26 protein-coding genes are annotated in these 21,842 nt (G+C 37.3%); 4 read left to right on the top strand and 22 right to left on the bottom strand.

Annotation, left to right across the window (positions count from 1 at the left end; translation table 11 throughout):
* Positions 1-20: 20 nt before the first annotated feature.
* The 9 genes from ahrC to nusB all read right to left on the bottom strand — a co-directional run bounded on the left by ahrC (position 21) and on the right by nusB (position 8,379).
* Entirely contained in the window at positions 21-470 is a 450-nt protein-coding gene (ahrC, locus tag ABC382_RS24500; RefSeq protein WP_004231170.1) for a transcriptional regulator AhrC/ArgR, read from the bottom strand.
* 100 nt (positions 471-570) lie between these two features.
* Complete coding sequence (locus ABC382_RS24495; protein WP_412927244.1) at positions 571-1,389, bottom strand: TlyA family RNA methyltransferase; 819 nt, start codon at positions 1,387-1,389, stop codon at positions 571-573.
* Positions 1,389-3,290, bottom strand: coding sequence for a 1-deoxy-D-xylulose-5-phosphate synthase (gene dxs / locus ABC382_RS24490; protein ID WP_274793621.1), 1,902 nt, complete (start codon positions 3,288-3,290; stop codon positions 1,389-1,391). The genes ABC382_RS24495 and dxs overlap by 1 nt, the downstream gene beginning before the upstream one ends.
* Before the next feature lie 165 nt (positions 3,291-3,455).
* A complete protein-coding gene (locus ABC382_RS24485; RefSeq protein ID WP_412927243.1) occupies positions 3,456-4,337 on the bottom strand; it encodes a polyprenyl synthetase family protein in 882 nt (293 codons plus the stop codon).
* A gap of 3 nt (positions 4,338-4,340) precedes the next feature.
* A complete protein-coding gene (gene xseB, locus ABC382_RS24480) occupies positions 4,341-4,574 on the bottom strand; it encodes an exodeoxyribonuclease VII small subunit (protein ID WP_008179899.1) in 234 nt (77 codons plus the stop codon).
* Positions 4,571-5,929 carry an exodeoxyribonuclease VII large subunit gene (xseA, locus tag ABC382_RS24475; RefSeq protein ID WP_412927242.1) on the bottom strand — a complete coding sequence of 453 codons (1,359 nt, stop codon included), beginning with the start codon at positions 5,927-5,929 and terminating at the stop codon, positions 4,571-4,573. Before xseA ends, xseB begins: the two co-directional genes overlap by 4 nt.
* A gap of 233 nt (positions 5,930-6,162) precedes the next feature.
* Positions 6,163-6,978: an undecaprenyl-diphosphate phosphatase gene (locus tag ABC382_RS24470; RefSeq protein ID WP_341386541.1), complete on the bottom strand. Its 816-nt coding sequence runs from the start codon at positions 6,976-6,978 to the stop codon at positions 6,163-6,165.
* A 128-nt stretch (positions 6,979-7,106) separates the two neighbouring features.
* A complete protein-coding gene (gene folD / locus ABC382_RS24465) occupies positions 7,107-7,964 on the bottom strand; it encodes a bifunctional methylenetetrahydrofolate dehydrogenase/methenyltetrahydrofolate cyclohydrolase FolD (protein WP_274793625.1) in 858 nt (285 codons plus the stop codon).
* Between the two features lie 31 nt (positions 7,965-7,995).
* Complete coding sequence (gene nusB, locus ABC382_RS24460; protein WP_008179889.1) at positions 7,996-8,379, bottom strand: transcription antitermination factor NusB; 384 nt, start codon at positions 8,377-8,379, stop codon at positions 7,996-7,998.
* Positions 8,380-8,785: 406 nt separating this feature from the next.
* Between nusB and ABC382_RS24455 the strand changes: the two genes are divergently transcribed.
* Both ABC382_RS24455 and ABC382_RS24450 read left to right on the top strand, forming a co-directional pair.
* Positions 8,786-9,649 (top strand): MerR family transcriptional regulator, encoded by an 864-nt coding sequence (locus ABC382_RS24455; RefSeq protein ID WP_412927241.1) that lies wholly within the window; start codon positions 8,786-8,788, stop codon positions 9,647-9,649.
* 163 nt (positions 9,650-9,812) lie between these two features.
* Entirely contained in the window at positions 9,813-10,982 is a 1,170-nt protein-coding gene (locus ABC382_RS24450) for an MFS transporter (RefSeq protein WP_274793628.1), read from the top strand.
* A 95-nt stretch (positions 10,983-11,077) separates the two neighbouring features.
* On the opposite strand, the gene ABC382_RS24445 is transcribed toward ABC382_RS24450, so the two are convergent.
* Positions 11,078-11,488: an Asp23/Gls24 family envelope stress response protein gene (locus tag ABC382_RS24445; RefSeq protein WP_274793629.1), complete on the bottom strand. Its 411-nt coding sequence runs from the start codon at positions 11,486-11,488 to the stop codon at positions 11,078-11,080.
* Between the two features lie 99 nt (positions 11,489-11,587).
* Positions 11,588-11,926: a pyrophosphohydrolase domain-containing protein gene (locus ABC382_RS24440; RefSeq protein WP_412927240.1), complete on the bottom strand. Its 339-nt coding sequence runs from the start codon at positions 11,924-11,926 to the stop codon at positions 11,588-11,590.
* Positions 11,927-12,107: 181 nt separating this feature from the next.
* Here ABC382_RS24440 and ABC382_RS24435 point away from each other — a divergent pair, with 181 nt between their 5' ends.
* A complete protein-coding gene (locus ABC382_RS24435) occupies positions 12,108-12,482 on the top strand; it encodes a peptidylprolyl isomerase (protein ID WP_407134284.1) in 375 nt (124 codons plus the stop codon).
* A 63-nt stretch (positions 12,483-12,545) separates the two neighbouring features.
* Positions 12,546-13,133 (top strand): GNAT family N-acetyltransferase, encoded by a 588-nt coding sequence (locus ABC382_RS24430; RefSeq protein ID WP_274793632.1) that lies wholly within the window; start codon positions 12,546-12,548, stop codon positions 13,131-13,133.
* A 79-nt stretch (positions 13,134-13,212) separates the two neighbouring features.
* On the opposite strand, the gene ABC382_RS24425 is transcribed toward ABC382_RS24430, so the two are convergent.
* The 11 genes from ABC382_RS24425 to efp form a co-directional block, all read right to left on the bottom strand.
* Positions 13,213-13,926, bottom strand: coding sequence for an MraY family glycosyltransferase (locus ABC382_RS24425; RefSeq protein ID WP_412927239.1), 714 nt, complete (start codon positions 13,924-13,926; stop codon positions 13,213-13,215).
* A 185-nt stretch (positions 13,927-14,111) separates the two neighbouring features.
* Positions 14,112-14,738 carry a hypothetical protein gene (locus ABC382_RS24420; protein WP_412927238.1) on the bottom strand — a complete coding sequence of 209 codons (627 nt, stop codon included), beginning with the start codon at positions 14,736-14,738 and terminating at the stop codon, positions 14,112-14,114.
* A gap of 464 nt (positions 14,739-15,202) precedes the next feature.
* Positions 15,203-16,561, bottom strand: coding sequence for an acetyl-CoA carboxylase biotin carboxylase subunit (gene accC / locus ABC382_RS24415; protein ID WP_412927237.1), 1,359 nt, complete (start codon positions 16,559-16,561; stop codon positions 15,203-15,205).
* A gap of 14 nt (positions 16,562-16,575) precedes the next feature.
* On the bottom strand, positions 16,576-17,082 hold the full coding sequence (accB, locus tag ABC382_RS24410) for an acetyl-CoA carboxylase biotin carboxyl carrier protein (RefSeq protein WP_313470718.1): 507 nt from the start codon (positions 17,080-17,082) through the stop codon (positions 16,576-16,578).
* Between the two features lie 200 nt (positions 17,083-17,282).
* A complete protein-coding gene (locus ABC382_RS24405) occupies positions 17,283-17,837 on the bottom strand; it encodes a SpoIIIAH-like family protein (protein ID WP_274793638.1) in 555 nt (184 codons plus the stop codon).
* Positions 17,838-18,197, bottom strand: coding sequence for a hypothetical protein (locus tag ABC382_RS24400; RefSeq protein ID WP_274793639.1), 360 nt, complete (start codon positions 18,195-18,197; stop codon positions 17,838-17,840). It lies immediately after the preceding gene.
* A 267-nt stretch (positions 18,198-18,464) separates the two neighbouring features.
* On the bottom strand, positions 18,465-19,376 hold the full coding sequence (locus tag ABC382_RS24395; protein WP_274793640.1) for a stage III sporulation protein AE: 912 nt from the start codon (positions 19,374-19,376) through the stop codon (positions 18,465-18,467).
* Positions 19,377-19,388: 12 nt separating this feature from the next.
* Entirely contained in the window at positions 19,389-19,766 is a 378-nt protein-coding gene (locus tag ABC382_RS24390; RefSeq protein ID WP_274793641.1) for a hypothetical protein, read from the bottom strand.
* Positions 19,767-19,771: 5 nt separating this feature from the next.
* Positions 19,772-19,981 carry a hypothetical protein gene (locus ABC382_RS24385; protein WP_012295089.1) on the bottom strand — a complete coding sequence of 70 codons (210 nt, stop codon included), beginning with the start codon at positions 19,979-19,981 and terminating at the stop codon, positions 19,772-19,774.
* Between the two features lie 89 nt (positions 19,982-20,070).
* Positions 20,071-21,078: an NAD(P)H-dependent flavin oxidoreductase gene (locus ABC382_RS24380; protein WP_322611525.1), complete on the bottom strand. Its 1,008-nt coding sequence runs from the start codon at positions 21,076-21,078 to the stop codon at positions 20,071-20,073.
* Between the two features lie 203 nt (positions 21,079-21,281).
* A complete protein-coding gene (efp, locus tag ABC382_RS24375; protein WP_274793643.1) occupies positions 21,282-21,839 on the bottom strand; it encodes an elongation factor P in 558 nt (185 codons plus the stop codon).
* Positions 21,840-21,842 lie beyond the last annotated feature (3 nt).

The raw sequence follows: 21,842 nt of genomic DNA, 5'->3' as shown, positions 1-21,842 counted from the left end.
TGAATCAAATTCCCCATTTTTTAAAGCATGTCTAATAAGCGATTTTTTGTATTTTCACGCTCATTTTCATTACGACAAATAATTAAAATGGTATCATCCCCAGAAATTGTACCTAAAATTTCTGGCCAATCTAAATGGTCAAGTAAAGATGCAATCGCGTTTGCATTACCTGGAAGAGCTTTCATCACTAAAAAGTGAGATGCTCCATCAATGCTGACAAATGCATCTGCTAATGCACGATGTAATTTTTGGACTGGGTTGAAACGTTGATCTGCGGGTAAGCTATATTTATAGCGACCATCCTGTAACGGTACTTTCACTAAATGTAGCTCTTTAATATCTCGTGACACCGTTGCTTGGGTCACATTATAGCCTGCTTCTTTTAAAAAATCGACTAAATCATCTTGTGTTTCGATTTCATGATTGGCGATAATATCTCGAATTCGTATATGTCGTTGTCCTTTATTCAACGAGATCACCTCTTATAAATAATTGTATATGTGTATAATCACACTACCATTTTCAACAAAAAAGCACAAGAAAAAACACGGCTCTATAAGCGAGCACGTGTTATTTTAAAGAATTATGCGCTTCTTCAACGAGTGCATTAAAAGCTGTATATGAAGGAATTATTTCATAACCGACAGGATTCACTAAATGGAATAAAAATTCAATGTTCCCTTCCCCTCCTGTTATAGGTGAAAAGGAGGCATCTTTTACAACAAAGCCAATTTCTGTTGCCATAGCAGCTGTTTTTTCCAATACTTCGAGATGTACTTTTTTATCACGAACAATACCTTTTTTACCAACCTTGTCTTTCCCAGCTTCAAACTGTGGTTTCACTAATGCCATCACATCGCCACCTGGAAGCAACAATGTTTTTAATACAGGTAAAATGAGCGATAAGGAAATAAAGCTAACATCAATGGTTGCAAAATCAGGTAACCCTTCCGTTAAATCAGCGGCTGTTGTATAGCGAAAATTGGTTTTCTCCATAACCGTGACACGTTCATCCGAGCGAATTTTCCAAGCTAACTGGTTAGAGCCCACATCCAATGCATAACAATGTCTTGCTCCATGTTGTAGGGCACAATCTGTAAAGCCGCCTGTAGAGGAGCCAATGTCAAGCATTAGCTTTCCTTCTACAGTCATATCAAAAATTTGTAGGGCCTTTTCAAGCTTTAGGCCACCACGACTAACATATTTTAAATCAGAGCCCTTCACTTGTAGAGGTGCATCGATGGCAATTTTTTCTCCTGCCTTATCAATACGTATTTCATTTGAAAAAACAAGACCTGCCATAATGGATCGTTTTGCTTTTTCTCTTGTCTCGCAAAGCCCACGCTCTACAAGTAAAATATCTACTCTTTCTTTTGGTTGTTTTGTCATTATTTATTCAAACCTACTTGCTGTTTTTGTTGAAGTAACACGTGCATACGTGCAACCGTATCCTCTGCTGTCATATGAATTTCTGCGAGTAACTGATCTACATTACCATGTTCGATATATTGATCTGGAATTCCCATGCGATCAATAAGTGCATTTAGATAGCCATGATCATGAGCAAACTCTAATACGCCACTACCAAATCCACCTTGCAGGACAGCTTCTTCAATCGTTAAAATTGGCTTATGACTAGATAAAATACGATGTAGCATTTCCTCATCCATTGGCTTGATGAAGCGAGCATTAACTACTTCAATCTCAATACCTTGTTGTGCCAGCATTTCAGCTGCCGCCATTGCCATTGGAATCGTCGTTCCAAATGTTAAAATAGATGCGTCTTTCCCCTCGCGCAAGACTTCCCAGCTGCCAATTGGTAAAGCGATAAGCTCTTCATCTAATGGTACGCCAATCCCATTCCCACGTGGATAACGAAGAGCAATTGGGCCACCATCATATTCAATCGCTGTCTTTACCATATGCTGACCTTCATTTTCATCTTTTGGCATCATAATAGTCATGTTTGGAATATGGCGAAGGAAAGCAATATCAAATACACCTTGATGGGTTTCTCCATCCGCTCCAACTAAACCAGCACGATCAATGCCGATAAAAACATTCAAGTTTGGACGAGCAATATCATGTAATACTTGGTCATATGCACGTTGCAAGAATGTAGAATAAATGGCTAAAAACGGCTTCATTTTTTGAGTAGCTAGCCCTGCAGCCATCGTTGCTGCGTGTTGTTCAGCAATTCCTACATCAAAGAAACGATTTGGGAAATCCTTTTGAATACCTTGTAGCTTCGACCCAACAGGCATTGCTGGCGTAATCGTCACTACTCGCTCATCCTCATGAGCAATTTTACGAACCGTTTCTGCAATTAAACTACTCCACGCTGGTCCTTTTGCTTCAGATTTAACAAAGGCACCGTTTTCAATTTTATAGGGACCTGTCCCATGCCAATTACCAATAGTATCATCCTCGGCAGGTTTATAGCCCTTTCCTTTTTTTGTAATGACATGGACCAAAACAGGCCCTTTCACTTTTTTAGCATGTGATAATGTCATTTCTAGGGCTTCGAAATCATGTCCATCAATTGGGCCCAGATATTTAAAACCTAGCTCCTCAAAAAACACACCGGACACCACTAAATATTTTAAGCTGTCCTTAAGGCGCTCTGCAGTAGAAGCAAGCTTGCCTCCTAGCACTGGAATTTTATTTATAAGTGACTCTAGCTCTTCCTTCGCTTTTGAGTATTCCTTAGCTGTACGTAAACGACCTAATACATTGTGTAATGCTCCAACATTTGGTGCAATGGACATTTCATTATCATTCAGAATGACAATCATATTTGTTTTTGCATGTCCAATATGATTTAACGCTTCAAGTGCCATACCGCCTGTTAAAGCACCGTCCCCAATAATAGGGATTACATAGCTATGTTCTTTTTTAATATCACGTGCCGCTGCCATACCCATGGCTGCTGATAAGGACGTCGAGCTGTGACCTGTTTCCCACTCATCATGTTCACTCTCCACGCGCTTCGGGAATCCACAAAGCCCTTTGAACTGACGTAGTGTGTCAAATTGACTCGCACGACCTGTTAAAATTTTATGCACGTAAGCTTGGTGGCCAACATCCCACAAAAACTTATCTTTTGGACTGTCAAACATTTTATGCAGCATTATCGTAAGTTCAACTACACCTAAATTTGGCCCGATATGCCCACCTGTGACAGAACATTTTTCGATTAAGAAGGTACGAATTTCTTGTGCAAGTTGCTCAAGCTCCTTCTTATTTAAGTTTTTTAAAAAGGATGGACTAGTTATTTTATTTAAATCCACCTTTCTCACACACCTTTTCAATAAAATATTCACCGCAATTGTGTTTCCACCATTATAGCAGTGTTATCAATATGCTAAAAGTACGAGCACTTCATTGAATGCAAATTGCAAACGTTCCCACCTATTCTAGCATATTCTTTTCCTTCAACGCCTTGATTTTCTCTCTTAGTTTTTACGATGAACAATATACGCAGCAAAGTCGCGTAATAAGCTGGTATCGATTGGTAATTGATCGAGTGCGTTAATGGCATGTTGATAATGCTCAGCAAGCTTTTCTTTTGCTCCTGCTAATGTTAAAAGCGCTGGATAGGTGCTTTTATCACTAGCGATATCTTTCCCTGCTGTTTTCCCTAGTTCTTCAGTTGTTCCTTCAATATCTAAAATATCATCCTGAATTTGGAAAGCTAGACCAATGTGATGTGCATATTTCTTTAATGTAGCACGATCTTGATTGGACACATCTGCTAACACGGCTCCCGCTTCAATACTAAAGCGTAATAAAGCACCTGTCTTATTGACATGGACCTGTTCTAGCTCTGTTAAATTAAGCTGACGTTGCTCTCCTTCCATATCAAGTACTTGACCACCAACCATGCCTTCTGCTCCTGCTGCGACACTTAATAATTGGACAAGTTCAATGCGCTTTTCAGCAGACAATTCCATACGTGCTAAAATGCCAAATGCCAACGTATTTAGTGCATCTCCAGCAAGCGTTGCAAGTGCTTCACCATAAACTTTATGATTCGTCGGCTTTCCTCTTCTGAAATCATCATTATCCATACTTGGTAAATCATCGTGGATTAAAGAATACGTATGAATGATTTCAATTACAGAACCGACAAGAAAGCCGTCCTGTAAATTTTTATGGTAAAGCTCAAGTACTGCTAACACAAAAAGTGGGCGAATTCGTTTACCGCCAGCCTTTAATGAATAAAGCATAGATTCCTTTAAATCGGCTGGTGCATCAATTTGTTCAACAAGCGCAAACATGGTTTCTTCAATTTGTGGTATGTTACTTTCAATAAAGCACTTTAATGGCTCATTCATTTCCTAATTCTCTCCCTTTAGTGGATCAAATGCTGTTGTTTCACCAGTCTCTTGGACAATCGATACGAGCTGTTCTTCTGCATGTTGCAGCTTACTATGGCAAAACTTTGATAGCTCCATTCCTTGCTTATATAAATCTATTGCATTTTCCAATGGCACATCGCCTTGCTCCAACTGGCGAACGATTTCTTCTAGTGCCGTCATGGCTTCTGCAAACGTTTGTTGTTTCTCTGTCACAACGTTTCCCCCTCATTCTTTGGCAAGATATTTTTCACTTCAGCCACAACTTTCCCATCATGGAAAGAAAGTGTAAGTTGATCCTGCTTTTGTACCTCAGTGGATGATTTGATCATTTTTTGATCTTTATATGCTACTGTAAAACCTCTTGTTAGAATGGATAGCGGATTTAAAGCTTCTAATGTTCTAACAGTGGCCTCAAATTGTTGTTGTTGCTTCGCTACATAATACGTAGTAGCACGGGATAATTGTTGAATGCGTGCTTCAAGTTCACGTTGATGGAACGCCAGTGCCTTTTTAGGTGAATGTTGCTCGACCGTACTATGTAATTGTTGAAGCTGAGATTTTTTCTTCATCAACTCCACCTGCATCGCTGTCTGCAACCCAGACTCGAGCTGTGCTAATCTTTCAGTAAATGGTCGATAAAGTCTTTCTGGCATGGACAATGGATAAGACTGCTGGAGCTTATTTAGACGTTGTCGTTCAGCCATAAGTTGCGACCTCACTATTTGATGAAGTTGTGATTTTTGCGTAAGTACCCGCTGGTATAGCTCTGTTTGATCTGGAACAGCCATCTCTGCAGCTGCCGTTGGTGTAGGAGCTCGTAAATCAGCTACATAATCTGCAATGGTTGTATCTGTTTCATGTCCGACTGCGCTAATAATAGGAATTCGGCTTTCAAAAATAGCCCGTGCCACTATTTCTTCATTAAAAGCCCATAAATCCTCAATAGAGCCTCCACCACGACCTACAATTAACACATCACAACTCGCATTCTGATTTGCACGTTGAATATTTTGCACAATATTTGGAGCCGCCTGCGCTCCTTGCACTAGAGTTGGATAAATCAAAACTTTAGCAAGGGGGTAACGTCTCTTCAACGTCGTACAAATATCTCGAATAGCAGCACCTGTAGTCGATGTTAATACACCTATTTTTTCAGGAAACTTTGGTATCGGTTGCTTCCACTCTGGTTTAAAAAGCCCCTCTTTTTGTAATTGTTCTTTTAATTGATTAAAGGCAACAAATAAGCTACCAATGCCATCAGGTTGCATCTCCTGTACATAAAGTTGGTAGGTACCATAACCTTCGTAAACGTTTACATCGCCTCGAATAAATACTTGCATACCTTCCTTTGGCTCAAACGCTAATTTTGTAGCCGCCATTTTAAACATCGTAGCCGCAATGCGGGCTCCATCATCCTTTAGCGTAAAATAAATATGCCCTGATTGATGGATTTTAACATTCGATAATTCACCCTTTACATATACTTCACGTAGATGAGGGTCAGCATCAAACTTTCGTTTAATATATTTCGTTAACGCTTTTACTGTTAAATAAGAAGCAGACGACATGTTTTCGGCTCCTTTACTATAATCAAGTTTTTCACAAAAACTACACCTATCATAACATTTTTTACTGTCGTTGACGTGCCAAAATGCAGTTTCGCTAGAAAAAATGACGAGGTTACAACTATCGAAAAACAACTATAACATATTCATACACGATCAAACTATTAGAAAACAGCTTATTACCATCCATAACAAAACAAAGCCCCATAACAATAGTTGTTATGAGACTTTACATTTTAATAGAATAGTAATAGTAGCGTACCTACAATAAAACAATAGTACGTAAAATAGCTAAGTTTACCGCTTTTCATAATACCCATAAACCATCGCATCGCAAAATAGGTCATAATGAGCGTAGCGATGAAAGTAGCTGCATAGGGAAGTGCCAATGCGCCTTTATTCGGCTCCTCTAAAAAATCCGTAATCCCAAGGACCACTCCCCCTAAGCTTACAGGAATATAAAGCATAAAGGAGAACCGTAAGGCTGTATCCTGCTTCATCCCTACTGCTATTGCTGAAATAATCGTTGCTCCTGATCGGCTAATACCTGGCGTTAAAGCTACTGCTTGCCCTAATCCTACAATAATAGCGTCTTTTGCCCTGAGATCAGCATCTTTCTTCTTCCCTTGCATATTACGTATTAACCATAATGCAGCTCCTGTGACAAATAACATGAGCGCAATTGTAGTCATACTGACATTGTCAGCAATGACATCACTTAATAACACCCCTAAAACGCCTGCTGGAATAGATCCTATGATAATATACAATGCAAAGCGAAAATCAGCGTTATAGCGCCTCTCCCCTGTCTTTAAATAGAGAAAGAAATGACTTATAAGGCGCACAATATCCTCTCGATAAATATACATAATGGCAAGTAATGATGCTGTATTAGTTAAAATGGCGAATGTAAAACCTTGTTCTCCAAGCCCTAGTATTTCACTGGCAATCATAACATGTCCACTCGATGATACGGGAATAGGCTCTGTGAAACCTTGGACAAGACCAATGATGATATGTTTAACAATTAACATAATATCGATGTTTTCCATAAAAACCTCCTTCAACGTATGTATGTCCCAAACGTTACATTAGACGTCAAAAATAGCAAAGAAGTTCTTTTTTATACATCAAAAAAGTCATCTCAAAGCAATGTTGAGATGACTCTTTTATGGTTATGTTATTTATTTTGCAAGCTATTTTCAGCTGCTTGCACTGTGTTGAATAGTAACATCGTGATTGTCATTGGTCCGACACCACCTGGTACAGGAGTAATATGTGATGCAATACCATCTACTTCTGCAAAGTTTACATCACCGCATAATTTATTGTTCTCATCACGATTAATACCGACATCAATGACAACCGCTCCATCTTTTACATGCTCCTTTGTAATAAAGTTTGCACGTCCGACAGCAGCTATCAAAATATCTGCCTGTTTTGTAAATGAAGGTAAATCAGGCGTTTTAGAATGTGTATATGTCACCGTTGCGTCTTTTTGCAAAAGTAGTTGTCCCATTGGTTTACCAACGATATGACTACGTCCTACAATAACAGCATGTTTTCCTGCAATGTCAATTCCTGAATACTCAAGAAGCTTCATCACGCCGAACGGTGTACAAGGTAAAAAAGTGTCTTGGCCAAGCATCATTTTCCCCACACTTACTGGTGAGAAACCATCGACATCCTTCTCGACAGCGATTGTCGCTATGACTGTATCCTCATCAATATGTTTTGGGAGTGGTAGTTGTACTAAAATTCCGTGAATATCCTCACGTTGATTTAAAAGTTGAATTTGTGCTAATAATTCCTCTTGCGTAGTTTCAGCTGGTAATTTAATCAGTTCTGAAAACATACCAATTGCTTCACAAGATTTTTGTTTATTTCTCACATATGTAGCTGAAGCTTGGTTGTCTCCAACTAATACAACCGCTAAACCAGGTGTTAATCCTCGCTCTTTTAAGCGAATGACACGCTCTGCTACAGCATTACGAATTTCTTGACCAATTTCTTTACCATTAATAATTGCACTTGACATAAACCTTCGTTACTCCTTCCAATTCAACACATTATTCTTGTTCTGTAAATTTAGAAAGTACACCATTGACAAATTTAGATGAACTATCATCGCCAAATGTTTTACATAACTCGATTGCTTCGTTTAGTACTACTCTTTTTGGTGTTTCTGGCATGTATAAAAGTTCGTATACAGCTAGACGTAAAACCGTTCTTTCAATTTTCGGTAGACGGGCAAGTGACCACTTTTCAAGATGCTGTTCTAAAGTAGCATCGATTTCCTCCAAATGTTCAGCTGTTCCAGTAACAATCTTTTCGTAAAAGGCATTGGTTGGTTGTCCTTTAATATGACCCATTGCTTCTTCTACTGTTAGATCCGTATTGTCTAGCTGAAACAAAACTTGCAACGCTTTTTCGCGTGCTTCATGTCGTTTCATGTAAAGCTCTCCTTCTTAAGTGGCATTAAGGTTTATAATAGCATAAAATCGCACGAGAAACACGATTTCAAGCAAGTTTTCAATAATCTGAAACCTTTTTTAAGGAACTTTTTACATCATTCCTAATTGAGCTCCCTTTTAATCAAATAAGCTCTCCAAAAATGATTGTTTCCTCCTCATCATGTATAATAAAGAAAAACGAAAACAAACTTCAGAGGTGTTCACAATGCAATATGAAGCCATATGTACGAGTTGTAAAAAACCATTTAAATTGGTTGAAGGTGAAGAACAATACAAACTAATGAAGGAACGTAAATCTCACCTATTTTACTGTGACGATTGCAAGCATAAAATTCGCTTTGATGCCATTCGAAACTTCTTTAGGTATTACTAATGGAGGCAATTTATGAAGGAACATTATTATACCATTGGTGAGGTTGCCAAACTTTCAAACTTATCGATTCAGACGTTACGCTATTACGATCAAATTGATTTATTTAAACCAGCTTATACAGATACCTACACCAATTACCGCTACTATAAAGACACTCAGCTATTCTATTTAGATATAATAAAATCACTTAAATATATCGGTGTTACCCTCGAAGATATAAAAAAAGCGCTCAAATTAACCTCAAATGAATTGCTTGATTTTCTTGCACAGCAAGAGCTACGAATAAACGAGAAAATCTCACGCTTAAACGAAGCGAAAAATACTTTATTGAAAACAAAAAAGCAATTACAAGAACAAATAGATATCCCGATCTTCGGTGAAGTATATGAACAGGTAGAAGAAGCAATGCCCGTTCTTCAAGTGACAACGACTGAATTAACACCAACATCGAGCGCTAATACATATTATGCAATACTAACAAAAATCATTGAAAACGAGGGCAGTGTGTTAAATAGTCGATATGGCTGTATATATCCTCTTAAGGCTTATCAAGATGTCCATGATATTTTTTATGATGTTATTTTCACTCCTCTTTTAACAGAGCGCACATTTTCAAAGCTCTCAGCAAATATACAGCAAACTACCATTCCCGCTGGAAAGTATGTATGTATTGCCTTTATATATGACCCTGAAACTTATTTTTCGTACTATGAAAAATTAAGAAATTATGTATTGGCGCAGCAAGAAATATTTGAATCACAAGTGTATGAACTCTATATGCCAGCGACATTAACAATGGAGCAAGAAAAGAAGTTTATTGTAGAATTAAAGGTTAGACAAAAACAAGAAGGACAAGAATCTTCCCTAAAAATTTAAAGGCAATCGTATAAACTCCTCAAAAACTCCCAAACTGATAAAAACTTTAAAAATGGAAAACAAATCTTTTGACCCTATAGTTACTATAGGGTTTATCGTATTACATGGAAATATTCTAGTAGATTTAAAACATGTATCGTTTAACAGGTAGAAGGAGAGCTTTATGAGCAAGAAACAAAATATAACATTAGCAATTTTATTATCCAATCTTTTCATTGCTTTTTTAGGGATTGGTTTAGTCATCCCTGTTTTACCAACTATCATGAATGAGCTTCATATCTCGGGCTCTGTTGTTGGTTATATGGTAGCAGCATTTGCTATTACCCAATTGATTGCATCACCTATCGCAGGTAAATTAGTCGATAATATCGGTCGTAAAATCATGATCGTGTTAGGTCTTTTTATTTTTGGGCTTTCTGAGTTTTTATTCGGATTCGGTCGTTCAGTGGAAATTCTTTTTGCCTCCCGTATGCTCGGTGGCGTAAGTGCAGCTTTTATTATGCCAGCCGTAACAGCTTATATTGCTGATATTACGACATTAGCACAGCGTCCTAAAGCACTGGGTTATATGAGTGCTGCCATTAGCACAGGGTTTATTATCGGTCCTGGTATCGGAGGATTTTTAGCAGAATACGGTACACGTGTACCATTTTACGCGGCAGGGGTCCTTGGTCTTTTCGCGGCTATTCTGTCGTTGATCTTATTAAAAGAACCGTCGCGTGCTACGGACAATGAGGAAGTTACACCATCTATGCTAGGTAGTGTGAAGCGTGTGTTTAGCCCGCTTTATTTTATTCCATTCATTCTTATTTTCGTGCTATCCTTTGGTCTCGCTGCATTCGAATCACTATTTAGCTTATTTGTCGATCACAAATTTGCATTTACGCCATCAGATATTGCCATTATTATTACAGGAAGTGGTATTGTAGGAGCCCTGGCTCAATTAATTCTGTTTGACTGGCTAACAAAGAAAATGGGTGAAATTAATGTCATTCGTTATTCATTGATTCTCTCGGCGATCCTAACATTCGCTATGACGATTGTCAGTCATTATTTTGCCATTTTATTTGTCACATTCTTTATTTTCGTTGGCTTTGATTTAATTCGGCCAGCGGTTACTTCATATTTATCAAAAATTGCTGGCAATGAACAAGGATTTGTTGGTGGTATGAACTCCATGTTTACAAGCCTAGGTAATATTTTTGGGCCTATCTTAGGTGGGATCTTGTTCGATGTAAATTTGAACTATCCCTATTACTTTGCCACAATCGTGTTAGTGCTTGGCGTTATTCTGGCATTGTTCTGGAGAAAGCCAAAGCATATTGAATTATAAAAAAGGCGATACATTTAGACTAATGAATCCTAGAGAAATCCTTAAAAAAGGGCTGCCCTTTGATGAAAAATCATCTTAGGGCAACCCTTTTTTTGTTATTCATGTACTGCTGTTTCTTCTTTTTCGAACTGTATAGCAGTAATATGCACATTGACTTCTGCTGTTTCTAGTGCTGTCATATTAAAAATAGCTTGGCGTATTTGCGTTTGTACTTCCTTTGCAACCTTAGGAATGGCATATCCATATTTTACAGAGCAAAATACATCAATTGCAATTTCACCCGTTTCTGTGACACCGGATTTAATGCCCTTATTGTGTACTTTTTTACCGAATCGTTCCACGACACCTGTCGCAATATTTCCACGAGTTGCAGCAATGCCTTCAACCTCATTGACAGCAATACCTGCTACAACTTCGATTACCTCTGCCGCTACCTCTATTTTTCCAAGCTCTTCTTTTCCAGAAGGTGTTGGTTGTACGAAAGATTGTCCTACTTTCTCTGCCATACAAATATCATCCTTTCCCTTACAAATCACAAACAAATGCTGTACTACCGTTTATTATACTATAAAAAGGAAGGTTTGGCTGTCGAAAGCCGTTTTAATTTATAGCGAACCTGATGGATCTTCTACATATAGCAAAAAAATTCTTTTTTCAAATCCACCACGAATTTTTTTCTTCTGCTCACGCATCGCTTCTAGTTCTTCAAAACTTACGCCTAACACACGTATAGCTGTATGAATGAGTTCGAGCAGATCTGTCAATTCTTCAACGCTTTCCTGACTATTTTTCGCCTCGTGAAATTCTGTAGCTTCCTCTATCATCTTAGTTTTGATTGCCTTGATAAATTCTTCTGATTCTAAAGTTCGTGCATAATACGATAAACCTTTCTCTTCTATCATTTCTAAAATTTTATCCCTTACAAGTTTATTATATACTGGCATTTATCCATCGACTCCCTTTATGATGAACTCTTCTATTAATTTCAAAGTGATTTAACCCTCACTTATATCGTTAGTAATTCTTTGTCAGTACTCCCTCTCCATTTCGACCTACCATACCTTTACTATGGTACAATTCAATTAATGGAAATTATAGTAAATCAAAAGGAGGTATGAAAAGGCATTGAAAAAATTATTATTTTTTATGTTTTTCACCGTATTTCTTTTTACAGCATGTAACTCATCAACATTAAGCATTACTGAAATTGAGGTAGTTCCAGATAAAGTGCAAAAGGCTATGGACGAAAAATCAACACTACAATTACTCAATGTAGTAGATCAAGATGTTTCTTACATCGTTTTTCGATCAAAAGGAACCGTTACGGTAGATCTTGAAACACAAAATAATACAATAACGATCAAGTTAGATGTGACAAACGAGCAAGATAATGCAATAAAACAGCATGTTTACAAATTAACGTTAGAACCTCACCATGATACGATTGATATTCAAATTAATGGTAAATCTACATCGATTGATCATGTAACAGGTATATGATGGGCAACCAATGGCTCAAGTTCATTGTAGGTAAATTACTGATTGAAGTGGAGGTATATTGAATTGTTAATTAGAAACTATAAAAAAGAAGATGAACTAGGCTGGCTACAATGTAGAGTTCTTGCTTTTTTAAAAACAGCTTATTTTGACAATGTGCTAAATAAAAAAGAAGTCTATGAACAGCCTTCCATTGAATTAGTAGCTGAAATTGATGGAAAAATTGTTGGTTTAATTGATATAGAATATGAAATCAAAGAAGGCACAGTTTGTTCAAGAGGAAAAGGACTAGGTGGTATGATTTGGCACATCGCTGTACATCCTGATTATTCACGAAAAGGAATAGGCGAAAATTTATTAAAGGTTGCTGAAAAAAGAGCCATTGAACTAAATTTAAATCGCTTTGAAGCATGGACGCGAGACGATGAATGGGTGCAAAATTGGTATAAAAAAATGGAGTTTTCTCAAGTCGAATCCTATTATCATATTTATCTTGAAGGGAGTGAAATGACTAATAGAATCACAACGAATGTTCCAAATCTATTTCCTGTTTCAACATTCAGTCATTATGTCGGCCATGATATGGAACAATTCACTAATATCACACGTAAACACCAATGTATCTGCTATGAAAAGTATTTAAAGACTGTTTAAGCATTTTAGGACTTGTTTTTATGATTAATCGTCATATACGCAAGTCCTACAATGTTTATTAGGATGCTCCCATCCAACTTTAAATTATACGGTATTTACGTGAGGATTGTGTGATCACTAAAAGTATCGTTAATCCAACAACAAAATACCAGAGCATGTAAAAAGGAACTATGAACATTAGGACACTAAATACTATTGCTGTTACAACGCTAACTGTAATAGCGTATACACTTGTAAATTTATCTTTCATCCAATAATATAATGTGAATGGTAGTGCTAAAGTAAATATGGGAATATAAATATTTACAATAGATGCTTTGATAAGAGATAGTGATAGTACAGCTATGATGAAACCAATTGTCGTAGTAAGCGTTCGTCCTACAATTACTTTACCAGAAAAATAGCTGTATAACAGAATAGACAGCATAACTAAACAACTACAAAATCCTATGATTACTACAAATAAATTACCCATAATGTAAGCTAATATTGACAAGCAAACGAAAGACACAATTGGTAACAGCAAGATTGATGGATTATGTACTTTTTCTAGATTTATTACATTTGTAAAGCCAACAAGAAATAATATTGTAAAAGGAATCGTCAAATAACCTAATTCGAAGGTATTACCTATAGTAATATGACTAACCGAAAGATTACCGACTATGCTGATCGCTAGTGCTGCACAAATTTGACCAAGCACCACCCAAATGCCTGATAGCTTAAAAGCTTGAGTAAGTTTATCTATAATTACAATGAAAACAATACCAAGTAATAAAGCCAAATATAACAACTTTCCCCCTCCTCTTCTTTAGAAATAAACAACGTTATTTACCCTACCTAAATTATACAGTATATACAAAAAATATACGAATAGAAAAATAATCGTTGATTAAACTTAGCGGCACCGTTAGTTCACCAATAAAACTACCGAAATCTAGGGTTACTTTTTCTACCAGCCGAAAACATGTATGTAGATCAATTACTTCTTTGTATCTGTTTACTTTTCTTGAATCCGATCATACTTCCTAAAAACGCGAAAATAGCAGCTCCTACGATAACTACCATTAATTCGTTTGTATTGAAATGAAAAAACGAGGTCAATGAATTAGTAAATGATCTTATAAAAAGTACTATTGCGTAGGACGTAAAGAAACCGATAGTTGCTCCACATGTAAAGCCACTGATATGCAGCCAGTTGTTATATTTCTTCAATAAGAAGTGTGATAAAAAGACAAGTAGGATCGGCAATAACAGGATATAAAGATCAATTGCATCGCGAATGAAGATATTTGGTATATAATCTTCGTTAGATTTGTAATTATAGGAGCTATATAAACTGTTGATTACTTGTATAACCTTGATTAACCAAAAGCCGATAATTGTCCCAAAAAGTATTGGTTTAATCGTTATTTTTTTAATTAACAAATAACAGATGATAAACGAACAAATGACAATAATAGGTGAAAAATAGATGATATAAAGCCCAAAATACGCATCATCATTTCCGCTTACATTTTGATAAATTACTGCTAAAGGAAAAGATGCGAGTAATGTGGTGATAGCCGTAACTAAATAAGCTGTTACATATAAAAATAATTTCAATTTGGTTGCTCCTTTTTAAATCCATTGAATACTTTACCTATCAAATCTTAACAATGAATTTCGCTATTTTATATATGTAAATTCTTCCATCATTAATAAAATTGCTCCTTTAGCTCCATAAAAAAACTCCCTCTGCAATGCTCTTTAATTAACCCCCCAATAATTTACCAGGTTCTAACTCTTCAAAAGACTGATAAATGGGTTTCGGAATAGGGATAGAAACGATACCTTTAATATATGTAAATATATGTAATTCAACCTATCAATCATTAGCTTTGGTGTAGTAATCAGTCGCGTGTCTCCTCTTCTTTAAACGCACCCTCAAAAACACTGGTCATTGTATACTCCTCTGTCACATCCTCTAAATCAAAAATCCAAATAAAAAACCTTCTAACAATTGAATGTTAGAAGGTAATTTTATTACGATATTTGGAATTATTCTATTCCTTAGATTCACAAATTAATTATTTGTTTGTCCCCAATACATCGTTCTCTTCAAGGAACTTCGTATTAAATTGAGCTGATTTGAAAACATCATTGTTCATTAGTGCTTGGTGGAATGGGATGGTTGTGTTGATCCCAGGACCTGATACTTCGAATTCGCTTAGCGCGCGATTCATTTTTGCAATCGCTTCCTCACGTGTATCCGCATGAACAATAAGTTTCGCTACCATTGAATCGTAATATGGTGGAATCGTATAGCCTGCATAGACTGCAGAATCAATACGTACACCATAGCCGCCTGGCGTTACATACGTATCGACAGTTCCTGCTGATGGCATGAAGTTTTTGTAGGCATTTTCTGCGTTAATACGGCATTCAATCGCCCAACCATTTAATTGAATATCATCTTGTGTGAATGGTAGCTTCTCACCAGATGCAATTTTTAACTGCTGTTGTACAAGATCTACACCAGAAATCATTTCTGTTACTGGGTGCTCTACTTGAATACGAGTATTCATTTCCATGAAGTAGAACTTGTCCTCTTGATAGTCATAAATAAACTCGATTGTGCCAGCACCTTCATAGTTACATGCTTGTGCAGCTTTTACTGCGGCCGCTCCCATTTCAGCACGACGCTCAGAAGATAGAGCCGGAGATGGAGCTTCCTCTACTAGCTTCTGCATACGACGTTGAACTGTACAGTCACGTTCGCCTAAATGCACAACGTTGCCATAACCATCTGCTAAAACTTGAATCTCACAGTGACGGAAGTACTCGATGAATTTCTCTAAATATACGCCAGGGTTACCGAATGCAGCAGCAGCCTCTTTTTGCGTAATTTCAATACCTTTCACAAGGTCTTCTTCTGTACGTGCTACACGAATCCCCTTACCGCCACCCCCAGCAGTTGCTTTGATGATAACAGGGTACCCAATTTTCGCAGCCCATTCTTTACCTGTTTCAATATCTGGTACAATACCAGTACCTGGAACAAGTGGAACACCTGCTGCTTCCATTGTTGTACGTGCAACGTCCTTGATTCCCATAATTTTAATAGAATCAGATGATGGACCGATAAATTTAATGCCAGCGTTTTCACAAGCTTCTGCAAAATCAGCGTTTTCGGATACGAAGCCATACCCTGGGTGGATCCCGTCTGCACCTGTTTTTTCAGCTACACTAAGTAGAGCTGGGAAGCTAAGATAAGAATCTTTTGATAGCTTCGGTCCGATACAATAAGCTTCGTCTGCTAATTTCACATGTAATGCGTCCGCATCTGCTTCAGAGTATACAGCAACCGATTGAATGCCTAACTCTTTACAAGCACGAATGATACGCACAGCGATTTCGCCGCGGTTTGCAATTAAAACTTTTTTCATTTGTTTTGCACTCCTTACTCAGCTTTTACAAGGAATAATGGTTGGCCGTATTCTACTAAGTCGCCATCTTTAACAAGAATTTCAACGATTTCCCCTTGCACTTCTGCTTCGATTTCGTTGAATAATTTCATTGCTTCCACGATACATACGATTGTTTCGTTTCCTACTTTATCACCCACTTTTACGTAAGCTGGTGAATCTGGGTTAGGTGCTTGATAAAAAGTACCGACCATAGGAGATACAATTTTATGTAACGATGGGTCGTTAACTGATGGTGCAGCTGCAGCTGATGCTGGCGCTTCTTCTTTAGCTGGAGCTGGTGTTGCTACTGGAGCTTCTGCTGGTGCAGATTGTTGTACAACAGGGGCTACTACTTCTTTTTTAGGTGCTACAGTTTCTGTAACAACAACATTATTCTTTTTTAGTTTTACTTTTGCGCCATCTACTTCATACACAAACTCGTCAATGGAAGAAGAATCTACTAATTTAATAATTTCACGAATTTCTTGAATTTTGAACATTTCTAACTCTCCTTATGAAATAAAATCTACTACAATAACTATTCTATATTTTTTCGAATCAATTTGAAATAGTTAAATGAAAATTAAGTAAATCTGAACAAAATAAAAGGCTTTCCTTTACTAAACGAAAGCCTTTTCATTATGCTGATATATAACAACCTTTTATAAATAAATTAAATATTTATTTTTTTCTATATATTTTAATAATTATTCGCACTAAACTTTACTTGCACATCATTTGCGCCTTCCATCTCTGTTTTTACAAGGTAAATAATTTCGTTTGCTTGTGCCTTTGACAGCTCTTCTGCCATCACTGTTACAGAAACTTTTTCTCCTTCAGCGCGAACAAACGCATCGGAATAACCTAATGATTTAACGAGCATTTCAAGCATAGCTTCAGCTGATTCACGCTTAATCAGTCCATCCATTTCATTAAATGCCTCATTTTTTTCTTCAGCAGAAGCCTCTTCAGAAGCAATTTTTTGTGTTAACTGTTCACGAAGCTGGCTTCTTTCATCACTAACCTGCATACGCATTTCTTCGAATAAGTGACTCGGTGAAGATACTTCTTGTGTTGCATCATTTGTTGCCTTCTGATCTGTAACACCTGTGACAGCTGTTTGTTGTAGTGTATCATCTGTAAAGATAGTAAGACCATTAAACTGCTTTGCTGGATCAACCAAATAATACACTGAAATGACTGCTACTAAACTTAATAATGTCATAAACCAAACTGTTCTTCTACGTACGCGCATTTACTTTTCCTCCTTATTTTCCATTGGAACGATAATAATTCGATGAATCGGTAACTGCATCACTTGACTGACGACCGCACGAATTTCATTTTTCACAAAGATATCGGATGCACCTTCTGAAACAACTAGCATGCCTGTTACGTTTTTCGCGCTTTGCTCAGTCCCTCGAAAATATTGGCTAAATAGTTTATTGGCATCTTGATCATCTGTCATCTCTCCATAATAAAAATAGACTTTAACCTCCCCAACACCTTGCATTGCCTTCAGTGTTTGCTCAAGCTTTTCTTCATTTGTGAGCGGTGAACTTTTGTCGCTTGTTGAATTCGTTTGATACATAGGTAAAATGATGAATATTCCCACGGAGGCAGCTATCAAAATTAAAACCATCAATGACGTTGTTTTTTTTCGTGTCTTTTCCACATCACTTGTACATTGCCTCCTTTCATCTTCTCTTTTTCAAGTGTATGTACGCTTGTTTCTTCCTATGAATTGATAAATGGAATCTTTAATAGCAATTGCAAAAATACTAACGTGATGACCAACTTTGTCAGTGAAATTATTTCCTTATCATCCGTTAGAAACACAAAAATCTGACAAACAAAGAGCAATGCCAATAAAAGAATCAATCTATCTCCCCCCTGCCATGACTTGTACAAACACAATGAGGAAAAAACAAGAAAACATAAATGAAAAAGCAATTAAAAATGATACAGCACACAGGGTAAATAGCGATTTACTAATTTGATCTAGTAATCTACAAATATCATCAAAGGCAATTGGCTCTAAAATAGCGGCAAGCATTTTCAACGAATAGGCACTGACAACTAGCTGAACCGTTGGGATAAATGACACCGTAATGACGGCAATAAAAGCACTAATACTTGTAACGGATGAAGTGAATTGTGTCATATGCTGAAACATCGAAAAACTATCTACAATAAAAGAACCAACAACCGGAATATTTTCTTCAATTAATTTTTTCACAGGCTCTGCTACTGCCGCATTGACACTAAATGCTGCAACACCACTTGCAGTCATCAAAAGAACGTAGCAAATGACAGAGGCCGAAACGATACTCATAATGGTAAAACGAATTAATTCAGCAATTCGTGTAAAAGATATTTCCTTGACAATAACACTGCAAACATCAAAGACAATGGCCAAAAGCACGCCTGGTATAAGCCACTTACTACTAATAATCGTAAGGACTTGTACAAAAAATAGTAAAAAGGGCTGCCAGGAAGCAATCGCTGTAATACTGCTTGATAATAGAAAGCTTGATGTAAGAATCGGATAAAATGCTGTAAATAGATGGGCTAGTCCTTGTGCAATTTCATCAATTAAGGTAAAGGACTTTACAACAACAGGACCAATCGTTGCTAAAACAATAAGAAAAAATAGTATCCTTGTCCCTTTTTCAAATTCTGGTAATATCATGTTAACAATCAAAATAATGATGACGTAGCCGCAAAGCATGAGCGTCATCTTTAGCAAGAGAAAGAATGGGTCGATTAAAAATGATAGTATTTGCTCCTGCAATGGCTTCGCTCCTTAGTTTAGCCTTTTTAAAATGGACGACACCTCCTGTAAAACAGCCAAAAATTCTTTGAACCAATATAATAAAATGACGATCTTCACTGCAGCAAAAACGATGTTCCCGAGCACTTTATAATTATGTTCTGCCAGCAGCAATGACACCCACTGTCCGACATAGAACATACTTGCACTGATTAGAATAGCTTTCGCATAAGGTAAAAACGCAAGTGTTTCTAGAAGCTGCTTGACGAAAGGCAATAAAAGTGTCGAGAACAACATGCCAAAAAGCAAAAACGAAAACATCACACTTATTAGCGCATGGAGTGGCTGTATAACTTCTTTTATCAGCAATAATAAAAGCAGCATGACAACAGCGACGATGACAATTTCCATTTACATTACCCGGATGATGTAAGCCATTGGAAGAATGTTAATATTTCATTAAAGAATAGACGTAAAAATCGAAGTAACTCTGCTGTCATATATAAGTAGGCAATGAAAAAGAGGAAAAATGAAAACTCCTTCTTCCCTGTTTGATCAAAGAAAACATGAAGAAGCGCAACGACTAGTCCCACTCCAGCAACTCTTAATACGTCTTGTAATTCCATTCCTACGCCCCCTCGTGTACAGCAATATATGTCGCACTATAAAAAAAAGACCTCTATACAGATGTATAGAGATCTACTACGAAAAAAATTTATAATAGTTTGTTCACGATGCTTTTAACCGTACCTGTTTGCAGTACGAGATGACTATTTTCGCCCATCCACATGGATAAATATTCGGCATTGCCCTGCTCTGCACTTTCCTTACGAATGGTAGTTGTTAGATAGTTTTGTAGTGGATAAGGTGCCACTATCGCATCCTTCATGCGTTTAGTAAATTCATTCGCTAGGCCTCTTGCTGGCTTACCAGTAAATGCAAGCGTAATCGTTGTTTGCTGTGCGTTCGATGCCAATACTGCATTTTTATAGAGCGGAGAAATTTCGCATTCATCTGCTACTAGTAAAGCTGTACCAATTTGAACAGCTTGTGCTCCGTTTTCAAGTGCCTGCTGAATAGCTTCTTTTGTCACGAGCCCACCTGCTGCAATCATTGGAATCGCAATTTGACCAGCTACTTGTTGTAGCAACGCATCTAAGGGAATTAATTGGATAGGGTCAGTAAAGGAACCTCGATGCCCCCCAGCCTCTCCACCTTGTAGGACAACCGCATCCATGCCAGCCTGTTCCACCAGTTTAGCCTCTTCTAATGTTGTTGCAGTGCCAATGGTATAGATACCATTGTCTTTTAATTGTTGAAGAACCTCTGCTGATGGAATGCCAAATGTAAACGAGCAAATTGCTACCTTTTCCTCTATAACCGCCTGAACTTGCCCTGTAAAAACATCCTTAGACACTACACTCTGTACAGGTGATAACCCAAGCTCATCATAAAAAGGTTGCAGCGCCATACGAGCTTGTTGTAACACCTCGATATCGATTTTTGGGTCCTCTTGTACAAATAAATTAACTGCAAAAGGCTTTGTCGTTAATTTTTTCACTTCCTGAATGAATTGCTTTGTCTGTTCGCCATCTAAGTAGCCCGCTCCAATTGAGCCTAATAAACCTGCTTCAGCACAGGCAGCCACAAATTTAGGTGACGTGACACCTGCCATTGGCGCTTGAATAATTGGGTGTTGCATATCAAATATTGTTTGTAACATACCTTTCACTCCTTACTATGTTATTATTGTAAACTTTCTTTCCAAAAATGACCATCTTTCTGATGATAGAAAGAAGGAGGATGACGAGAAAAAAAGGTCTTTTTCCTGTATCGAATGGCACAACGATTGAAGCTTTTCACATGATATGTATAAAAATAAAATAAAAACCTACTCTTTTATACTAAAGAGTAGGTTTTTATTAATTAGGCACGAGATACGTAAGAGCCTTCTTCTGTGTTAATGATTAAAACATCACCTTGGTTTACGAAGAATGGTACTTGTACGATTAGACCCGTTTCAAGAGTAGCAGGTTTTGTACCGCCTGAAGCTGTATCACCTTTGATCCCAGGTTCTGTCTCTGTAACTTCTAATTGAACAGTGTTTGGTAATTCAATACCTAACATTTCACCTTGGTAAGATTGAATATGAACTTCCATGTTTTCTTTTAGGAATTTTAATTCATATTCAATAGCAGCTGAAGATAGTTCAGTTTGCTCGTAAGATTCTAAGTCCATGAAAACATGCTCGTCACCTTGTGCATATAAGTATTGCATTTTACGGTTATCGATTTGTGCTTTTTCTACTTTTTCACCAGCGCGGAATGTTTTTTCATTTACAGAGCCATTACGTAGGTTACGTAATTTAGAACGCACGAATGCAGCACCTTTACCTGGTTTAACGTGTTGGAAATCTAACACGCGGTATAATTGGCCATCAACAATAATTGTTAGACCTGTACGGAAATCGTTTACTGAGATCATTTG

It is taken from the genome of Lysinibacillus phoenicis (genome assembly GCF_047238325.1).
GTDB lineage: Bacteria > Bacillota > Bacilli > Bacillales_A > Planococcaceae > Lysinibacillus > Lysinibacillus irui.
The sequence above is the reverse complement of the archived record's forward strand: the minus strand, read 5'-3'. Positions and strand labels throughout refer to the sequence as shown.

Coding starts and splice junctions, on each gene's coding strand:
- ABC382_RS24495 (WP_412927244.1), bottom strand. CDS start 1,389: ATGACAAAACAACCAAAAGAAAGAGTAGATATTTTACTTGTAGAGCGT.
- ABC382_RS24485 (WP_412927243.1), bottom strand. CDS start 4,337: ATGAATGAGCCATTAAAGTGCTTTATTGAAAGTAACATACCACAAATT.
- folD (WP_274793625.1), bottom strand. CDS start 7,964: ATGTCAAGTGCAATTATTAATGGTAAAGAAATTGGTCAAGAAATTCGT.
- ABC382_RS24440 (WP_412927240.1), bottom strand. CDS start 11,926: ATGCCAGTATATAATAAACTTGTAAGGGATAAAATTTTAGAAATGATA.
- ABC382_RS24385 (WP_012295089.1), bottom strand. CDS start 19,981: ATGGAATTACAAGACGTATTAAGAGTTGCTGGAGTGGGACTAGTCGTT.
- ABC382_RS24450 (WP_274793628.1), top strand. CDS start 9,813: ATGAGCAAGAAACAAAATATAACATTAGCAATTTTATTATCCAATCTT.
- ABC382_RS24455 (WP_412927241.1), top strand. CDS start 8,786: ATGAAGGAACATTATTATACCATTGGTGAGGTTGCCAAACTTTCAAAC.
- ABC382_RS24405 (WP_274793638.1), bottom strand. CDS start 17,837: ATGCGCGTACGTAGAAGAACAGTTTGGTTTATGACATTATTAAGTTTA.
- xseA (WP_412927242.1), bottom strand. CDS start 5,929: ATGTCGTCTGCTTCTTATTTAACAGTAAAAGCGTTAACGAAATATATT.
- accC (WP_412927237.1), bottom strand. CDS start 16,561: ATGAAAAAAGTTTTAATTGCAAACCGCGGCGAAATCGCTGTGCGTATC.
- nusB (WP_008179889.1), bottom strand. CDS start 8,379: ATGAAACGACATGAAGCACGCGAAAAAGCGTTGCAAGTTTTGTTTCAG.
- ABC382_RS24445 (WP_274793629.1), bottom strand. CDS start 11,488: ATGGCAGAGAAAGTAGGACAATCTTTCGTACAACCAACACCTTCTGGA.
- accB (WP_313470718.1), bottom strand. CDS start 17,082: ATGTTCAAAATTCAAGAAATTCGTGAAATTATTAAATTAGTAGATTCT.
- ABC382_RS24470 (WP_341386541.1), bottom strand. CDS start 6,978: ATGGAAAACATCGATATTATGTTAATTGTTAAACATATCATCATTGGT.
- efp (WP_274793643.1), bottom strand. CDS start 21,839: ATGATCTCAGTAAACGATTTCCGTACAGGTCTAACAATTATTGTTGAT.
- ABC382_RS24390 (WP_274793641.1), bottom strand. CDS start 19,766: ATGGAAATTGTCATCGTCGCTGTTGTCATGCTGCTTTTATTATTGCTG.
- ABC382_RS24380 (WP_322611525.1), bottom strand. CDS start 21,078: ATGTTACAAACAATATTTGATATGCAACACCCAATTATTCAAGCGCCA.